Here is a 6,779-nt window from a genome sequence, read left to right as displayed (position 1 = left end):
AATTACTGAGATGTATCTGCACGCTCGACCAACTGAAAGCAGCAGCTTGTATTTACCAGATGAAGACGAGTGGATACCCCCAAATTTAGAGAGTTAATTTTTCACCGAAAAGGATACTCGAAGTAAACTTTAGTATTTGTTGAACCTTGTTAATTACTCTGAGCCATTGCCAATATTTATCCACTGTTTTAACACGTATTTATATTAAGTATAAATTAGGCACTAGAGCTAGGATGACGTAAAAAGTCGCTTTAGTGCGATGGCGTAACCGCCATGAGTCGGTGGCGATCACGGAGCGTTTTCAAGCCGTTGGCAAATAATATCTGAATTTCCTCGTGGCTAAGAACTTTCGCTTTTCCGTGGCGATCTCGCTTCATTTGCCATACACCGTGATTTTCACCGCATTTTTCAGTTGACGCGGGACTTGCGAAAATCACCATTAAAAAATCTAATTTTCTGATGATTTCTGTCGTCTACGCCCTTATTGCTCAACCCTGGGTTAAAATCGCTAATAATACAAAACTACTACTAGCGCGATCAAATGACGGACAGTGGCAGCACCTACAATCACAACGGTAAACCCGCAACAGCAAATAAAGAATCGCGGGATTTGGCAGAAAAATTCGCTACGGCTATAGGTGAGTTCAACTGGCGGACTGACTATATTAAATTTTGTCAACTTTTGGAGCTAGAACCTAGCGAGTATGCTGACGAACAGTACCGCCACTTTCAGCAACTGGCAGAAGCACTTACTAGGTTCAATGCCGAAACGCTAGCCCTGATGATTGATGCTGGAATTGCCGCAGGGTAATGTCTACATTCATTTGCAATCGCCTTGCAAGGCGATTGCAGTAGCATCCTTCTAAAAGTGATCGCCACCGGCATAGCGAGTACGCCATCGCTTGAAGAATGCACTGACACATTTGGCGATGATAGCATCAAGGTAATTTATCATGACGAATTACACGATTTAATAAGCGTGTACAGTCCAATCTTACCTAGATGATACGTGAACATGAGCAATACAGGGCGGAAAAAAAAATTAGCATCTTTTAACTGCGATCAAATGTTGTGGGAGCAGTTTATCGCCTGTTGCAACTCGAAAGGCACAACAGCAACAGCCACGCTGCTCGAATTTATGGATCTCTACTTAGGCGATTCCCAAGATAAAATTGATGCAATAGGTGGTAACGATTTAGACGAACGCCTAGACTCAAAGATTAAGGCAAGTATAGAGAAGTACTTGGCTGTGAGTAATAAAAATCACAATACTCCAACTAATGAAACGATAAGAGCTATTTGCGAAAGACTTGATAAGCTCGAGTCAGAGTTTTCAAATGAATTTAATAGCAACCAAACCACAGCAATTGATAATCTCGCCAATTTAGAACAAAAAGTGGAGAAGATGTATGCCCGAATGACACAGTTGGCTGAGGCGATCATTAAAATACAAGACTATCTCAACAACCAACAAAAGCGGGGACAAAAATCGTACTACAATAATACATCCTTCAAAGCGCATACTCCTAGAATGCAACCGTTAACTGAAGAAGGTTTAGCCAAGAGACTTGGTGTAAGTGAGGAAACTGTACATAAGGAGCGAATTAAACTCCCCCCACCGCTTTTTGTAGCATGGTGTAAGAGCAAAGATAGAGCCGGGCTAGGGTGGGAATTTAACGAAAATACGGGATTTTATCAGCCAGCAAGTTAGTATTTTAATTAATTTCAACTTGTCGCGGCGAATGTGCGCTCTGCTGTTGCTGTTGCCAATTTTAATTTTTTAAAATGTGATTATTTCACAACCTTCAAGCAATTCGTTATAAACAGTTAGTTGTTGTGTTTTTAAGTGATTTGGTAGTGAATCATCATCAAAGGTCAAAGTAACAATATGAGTATTTTTGAGACTAAGAGATGATTTGCTGATATCGGTTATTGCCGCACTCATACCGCTTCGAGTACCGATTAGATACTTCACCGATTGCCCGATTTTTAACTGTGCTGCTGGAATAGCCATAGATTTTAAAAGTGTAAGTTAAACAGTAGTGCTTTGGATGCTCCCGGATCAAGCACGCACGCCCAGGCGATGGCGTAACCGCCCTTTCCGGTGGTGATCGCTAAATATTGCTTTTTATTTTGGTATTTCTCTTTAGCCTCAGCTTTTGTTGAGGCTTTTAATTGTTGAGAGAGAGCGTGCCATTCATTGGTTGCTCAACAATATTTAAGATAATTAATCGTTTCTACTTGTTGAGCAACTCTAAGTCCCAGGTATAAAATCCAATCTGCTCAGGGACTCTAAAGAATCGGCCTGTGCGATGACCCCGTGATAACTCATTCAATACCTTGTTTTTCACTTCTCTAATCTCAGCCGCAGTGAGTTCGCCATAGATTCCGTTGGTAATTTCTGAAACCCCGAAAACTTTACCCGAATTATTTTTTAGAAAAGTTGTTAGTGCATCAATTAAAAACTGACCCTGAAATTCTTCGAGCATTGGTATCTCTTTGGGCTGGGGCGGCAAAACTTGTTTCTTATTTTTGCCTTTGACTCTGGTGGACGAATTTTTCGTCTCAGGTTTTGGTAGCAAAGTTAAAGAGAGAGTATAATATCCCGGTGATCCTGGGACACTGAACCATTTGTTAGTTTCCCTGCCTTTAATGAGGGATGATTGAACTCTGTGTTTAAGCACTTTAAACACTTCTGGCTCTAATTCTCCATAGAGCATTTTGACAATAAAATCGATGTGAACAATTGTGCCAATGTGTTCTGCCAAAACCTGTTCAATAGCTTCCGGGCGAGACAGGGATTGAAAAATAGGCAGCATGGCCGTCTCGGTTCCATAGAGCGCTTGCTGTTGAGTTGATGTTTCTATGGGTGGCTCTAGGAGGAATGGACTATCTGTAGCTGCATCAGATTCTTCACCTGACCAAGCTTGTATGAGTGTGAATATGTTTTGTTGAGTGGAGTCTGACGGGTGGGTTGCGACTGTTGATGTATCCTGTGAATCGTCTAATAAAGGATGGGTAATAGGTTCAACATCGTCATCCACAAATTCCTCACTCAGGAATAAAAAGTTATTTCCCTTTTTAGAGGTGAATTCTTCATTATCATTATCCACCTCCTCAGTCGAAGTCCAGTTAGATAATAGAGCTTCTACATGAGTGAGATTTGCTTTAGCTAGGGTATATAATTTTTCGTAATCTTCTACAAGAGGCGCGTAGTAATCTCGCAATGCGAATAGTGACTCGATTGCTTTTTGGGGAGGTGATAAAGGAAAGGGGCTATTCATCAACTTTGGAGTTAACTATACGTTACGACACTCGTATAGTTATGAAACGATATCGAGTGAATTAGAAAAGAATTGACAGTTTTAGACCTATTGTAAAGTATTTGAGCAATCAGATATAGAGTGATGGCATAACCGCAAGAGCGTGGATGATGATGCTCCGCCCCACCGTAGGCATCGTTCTCGTTCTGGGGTATGCAATGCCAAATTTTTTAATGATGATCTGACATAGCCACTTGCTTTAGTGCTTACCTCAACGGATTATTGTCTGTTTGAGCCACTTCAAAAAGTGAGATGCTCCCCTTGCTTATATCAAGCTCTATTGAATAAGTTAGCTAGCCGATTATTAAGATTTATGCAAGGTTTATTTGTAGAGCTAGTTAGGTTTTTAAGGGATTTTTGATAACTAAATGGTATATTTCGGCTTTTTTGAAGGTCAGTTTGCTATAAGCTCAAATTACCACTTTATCATGGGCTAATACTTTTATTCTTTCCTATAACTAGCCGTAAAATCGTCTTAATTTGAACTCAATTTTCTTAGCCTAGCCTACAAGAAACAACTTGAGATTGTTTCTTGTTTCTATTCTTCATAACTGCACAATAATCTTAAAGTTTTTTTGATTTGTTTTTGTATAATTGAGCAGTTAGTTACTAATGCTACACACCTCCCTAAAAGATTAGGCGTATGAGTTCAGTCTAAAAATTGAGTTTGGTGAAGAAAAATGGTTGTACCCGTAAATGATCCATTTGCTAATAGTATTGTTTTAAACGGAACAGAATTTACTGTTTTCGGTAGTAATACAGGCGCGACAGGTGAATCCGGTGAACCGAACCATGCCCGAGTAAGTGTTTTTGACGATCCTGCTAATGCGGAATCAATATGGTGGACTTGGACTGCGCCAGAAAGTGGTTTAGTCTCTCTGGACACTTTTGGAAGTAATTACGATACTACTTTAGCCGTATATACAGGTGATTCTGTCAATAACCTTACAGAAATTGCCAGCAATGATGATTATTCAAGTCTTCAGAGTCAAGTAACTTTTAACGCTACAGCTGGTCAAACTTATCGCATAGCAGTCGATGGGTATGGTGCTGCTGACGGTGATATTACGCTGAATCTAAGAACAATCACTCTTCCCGAAGAATTGGGTGGGAAAAACTTGATTCCTCCGGATCTTCCAGATCGCGCTAAGGCTGCGGCCAATTCAGTCGTTTTCTTCCCGGACACGGCAAGAGCTGCCTATGATGCGGATAGCGTACCTAAAGGAGCAACGAATTTACGGTCTAATGTCTTTTCAACAGACGCAAATGCGAATGTTTTTAACTCGACACAAGTCCCGTGGACAAGTGTGGAAGGAAATATTGGTGATAATTCGGTGGATTCCTTGACAGGGCTAAGATTTCCGCTTTCCCCAGAAAATGATGTTGATTTCTACCAAGTTTCTGCCAGGGCAGGACAAACACTGACAATCGACATTGATAATGGCATAGGTGGTAACGGCTCATTTGACAGTGCAGTATGGCTGTTTAATTCCAAAAATGAGCTTCTGGCATTCAATGATGACTTCTTCCCTGAAGATCCTGGTAGTATATCGGTTTTGGATTCCTACCTGCAATATGGGGTTGAAAGCAGTGGACAGTACTATATTGCGGTAACTTCTTATGGCAACTTTTGGGATGGTAACTCCTGGACTTATTCTGGTAGTAGTACTGGTGACTATACCCTAAATGTCAACATAGGTTGATTTGTCTAGAAAGAATAACTCTAAAAAATCAAGGTCACTCTTTTTAGAGTATTAAAGTATGGACAATTCCCCGCTAGCTATACATTTGCAGAAATTGACCTAGAAATTTCACTCCTGGCTGGGTCAACTATCAAAAAGTTGCAAGTTGGTTGTTTCACGGAAATCATTCAATGGGGCAAGCGAGTATTCGTTCCAACTGGCGAAAAGGCTGCATCTGTTCTGGCGGTTGTGATTAAAATTCTTGCTTAAGGCTTTAGCCACTCTATCTAAAGAGTGGCTTATTTTTCTATTTTTCAGCTAGGTGAATGTAGCTAAATGAATCAGTCCTGCCGATGGAAGGGGGTTTACTGTAGTTAAATATGAGTGCAATTGCCGTAGATTTGCCTGATTTTTACGATTGCGTCTTCTTCCATTCGTCTACTGTTAAGCAAGTTTTCCCAGTGGGTATTAATCCTGTGGTTGCTGACACACCGAAATTTGTCAGCGCATAATTTTCTGTTTCTGCGTCCTTGAAGGCAAGTTCTACTACTGTTTGCTTCTCTTGTTTTGACAAAACTTCAACTTTCACATTCTCTGGCGTAGGAGTAGTGCCTGTCTTCTTGAGCATGAAATTTTTCACATTGTATAAGCCTTCTTCTCGCGGCTTCCCTAAATTTAAGCATCCTCTTGATTTCACAAATAGTCCTGTAGTCCAAAAATTACTTACAAAATCCTGTTTGTTAACAAACTGAACTCTATCCGCTCCCCACACATAGACAGGCTGGAAATACCCCTTAGTTCGAGGGATTTTGGTTTCGTTGCACCTTGTTCCGTTTTTGTACGGAGCGTTCCAGTCTCCGCATACCTTCCAGGTTATTCTATATAAGTTAGGTGTTTCTTCTACATATTGCCTTATTTGCTCCTGTACTTCCTTATCTTTTTGGTTTTGCACATCAGTTAACTTAGCCCCATAATCATTCTCTGCCTGAGCCACCTTGTCTCCTTCAGACTGGCAAGCCCCAGTACCCGCACTTATCAAAACAAGGGCTATAAGTAAACCTATTTTATTCATAAAAAAACTCCAACAATTAATACGCGAAATTAATTACCGATTTTCTTGTTTAAGCAATATCTAATTCTAAGAATGCTTGACTACAAGCTGCAAATATTATACATATTTGTTGCATATATGCAATCAAGTTTTAACAGTTTTTAGTCAGAGTTCTACCCTTCCACAGCCATCGGCAACTGAAATCACATAGAGGCAATAGACTTCTTGCAGAAGTGGGTTAAAGGGGAAAGGGGAAGGGGGAAAGGGGTAAGAAAAAACCTTTCCCCTTTAACATGAACTCTTTTCCGCAAGAGTGCAAAAGTCACTTTTGCAAGAGGTCTAATAACGCACAGAGCGTCCAGATATATCGTCACAGTACTGTTTGATACAGTTCACAGCCCTAATGGTAGGTGAGGTGATAGCGACCTCTCAATCTTCCTATAGCGCAGGATGATTTTGTGTTGCTACTTATTAAAAAGTAAATAAAAAATAGTACAGCAATTATGGAAAAAGAACAAGTCACTTGAGTACGGAAAAAAACAGTACTAAAGTTTCTTCATCTTTTAAGTAGGAATATGTCATAGATAAAAGAGCAAAGTTGAGAAAGAAATTGTGCGTGAGCATAATTGGCGTAAGTAACATCTAAATCAGCAATGAAAAAAATATGGACATTTTGGGAATTTGACCATACATTGGGTAGCGCGGTTCGAGTAATATCAACCC

The 6,779-nt window shown here is 40.2% G+C and carries 7 protein-coding genes; 3 read left to right on the top strand and 4 right to left on the bottom strand.

Going from position 1 to position 6,779, the window contains the following annotated elements; translation table 11 throughout:
• Window positions 1-251: 251 nt before the first annotated feature.
• Window positions 252-440: a hypothetical protein gene (locus tag H6G97_RS53995; protein WP_242055966.1), complete on the bottom strand. Its 189-nt coding sequence runs from the start codon at window positions 438-440 to the stop codon at window positions 252-254.
• Between the two features lie 101 nt (window positions 441-541).
• On the opposite strand from H6G97_RS53995, the gene H6G97_RS42245 reads away from it, so the two are divergent.
• Window positions 542-811, top strand: a complete 270-nt coding sequence (locus tag H6G97_RS42245) for a hypothetical protein (RefSeq protein ID WP_190946522.1) — start codon at window positions 542-544, stop codon at window positions 809-811.
• Window positions 812-1,015: 204 nt separating this feature from the next.
• Window positions 1,016-1,711 carry a hypothetical protein gene (locus H6G97_RS42240; protein WP_190946521.1) on the top strand — a complete coding sequence of 232 codons (696 nt, stop codon included), beginning with the start codon at window positions 1,016-1,018 and terminating at the stop codon, window positions 1,709-1,711.
• A gap of 69 nt (window positions 1,712-1,780) precedes the next feature.
• Here the strand turns inward: H6G97_RS42240 and H6G97_RS42235 are convergent, their stop codons facing one another.
• Complete coding sequence (locus H6G97_RS42235; protein WP_199350058.1) at window positions 1,781-2,014, bottom strand: hypothetical protein; 234 nt, start codon at window positions 2,012-2,014, stop codon at window positions 1,781-1,783.
• A gap of 223 nt (window positions 2,015-2,237) precedes the next feature.
• A complete protein-coding gene (locus H6G97_RS42230) occupies window positions 2,238-3,284 on the bottom strand; it encodes a hypothetical protein (RefSeq protein WP_190946520.1) in 1,047 nt (348 codons plus the stop codon).
• Between the two features lie 719 nt (window positions 3,285-4,003).
• On the opposite strand from H6G97_RS42230, the gene H6G97_RS42225 reads away from it, so the two are divergent.
• Window positions 4,004-5,026, top strand: a complete 1,023-nt coding sequence (locus H6G97_RS42225; RefSeq protein ID WP_190946519.1) for a DVUA0089 family protein — start codon at window positions 4,004-4,006, stop codon at window positions 5,024-5,026.
• A gap of 391 nt (window positions 5,027-5,417) precedes the next feature.
• Here the strand turns inward: H6G97_RS42225 and H6G97_RS42220 are convergent, their stop codons facing one another.
• The gene (locus H6G97_RS42220; protein ID WP_190946518.1) at window positions 5,418-6,077 is read right to left on the bottom strand and encodes a hypothetical protein; all 660 of its coding nucleotides are present in this window, start codon (window positions 6,075-6,077) and stop codon (window positions 5,418-5,420) included.
• Window positions 6,078-6,779 lie beyond the last annotated feature (702 nt).

It is taken from the genome of Nostoc flagelliforme FACHB-838 (assembly GCF_014698065.1).
GTDB classification, from domain to species: Bacteria; Cyanobacteriota; Cyanobacteriia; order Cyanobacteriales; family Nostocaceae; genus Nostoc; species Nostoc flagelliforme_B.
The sequence above is the reverse complement of the archived record's forward strand: the minus strand, read 5'-3'. Positions and strand labels throughout refer to the sequence as shown.

What these genes read in the sequence shown, in the direction of transcription:
- H6G97_RS42220 (WP_190946518.1), bottom strand. Translation starts at nt 6,077, where the DNA reads ATGAATAAAATAGGTTTACTTATAGCCCTTGTTTTGATAAGTGCGGGT.
- H6G97_RS53995 (WP_242055966.1), bottom strand. Translation starts at nt 440, where the DNA reads ATGGTGATTTTCGCAAGTCCCGCGTCAACTGAAAAATGCGGTGAAAAT.
- H6G97_RS42235 (WP_199350058.1), bottom strand. Translation starts at nt 2,014, where the DNA reads ATGGCTATTCCAGCAGCACAGTTAAAAATCGGGCAATCGGTGAAGTAT.
- H6G97_RS42240 (WP_190946521.1), top strand. Translation starts at nt 1,016, where the DNA reads ATGAGCAATACAGGGCGGAAAAAAAAATTAGCATCTTTTAACTGCGAT.
- H6G97_RS42230 (WP_190946520.1), bottom strand. Translation starts at nt 3,284, where the DNA reads ATGAATAGCCCCTTTCCTTTATCACCTCCCCAAAAAGCAATCGAGTCA.
- H6G97_RS42245 (WP_190946522.1), top strand. Translation starts at nt 542, where the DNA reads ATGACGGACAGTGGCAGCACCTACAATCACAACGGTAAACCCGCAACA.
- H6G97_RS42225 (WP_190946519.1), top strand. Translation starts at nt 4,004, where the DNA reads ATGGTTGTACCCGTAAATGATCCATTTGCTAATAGTATTGTTTTAAAC.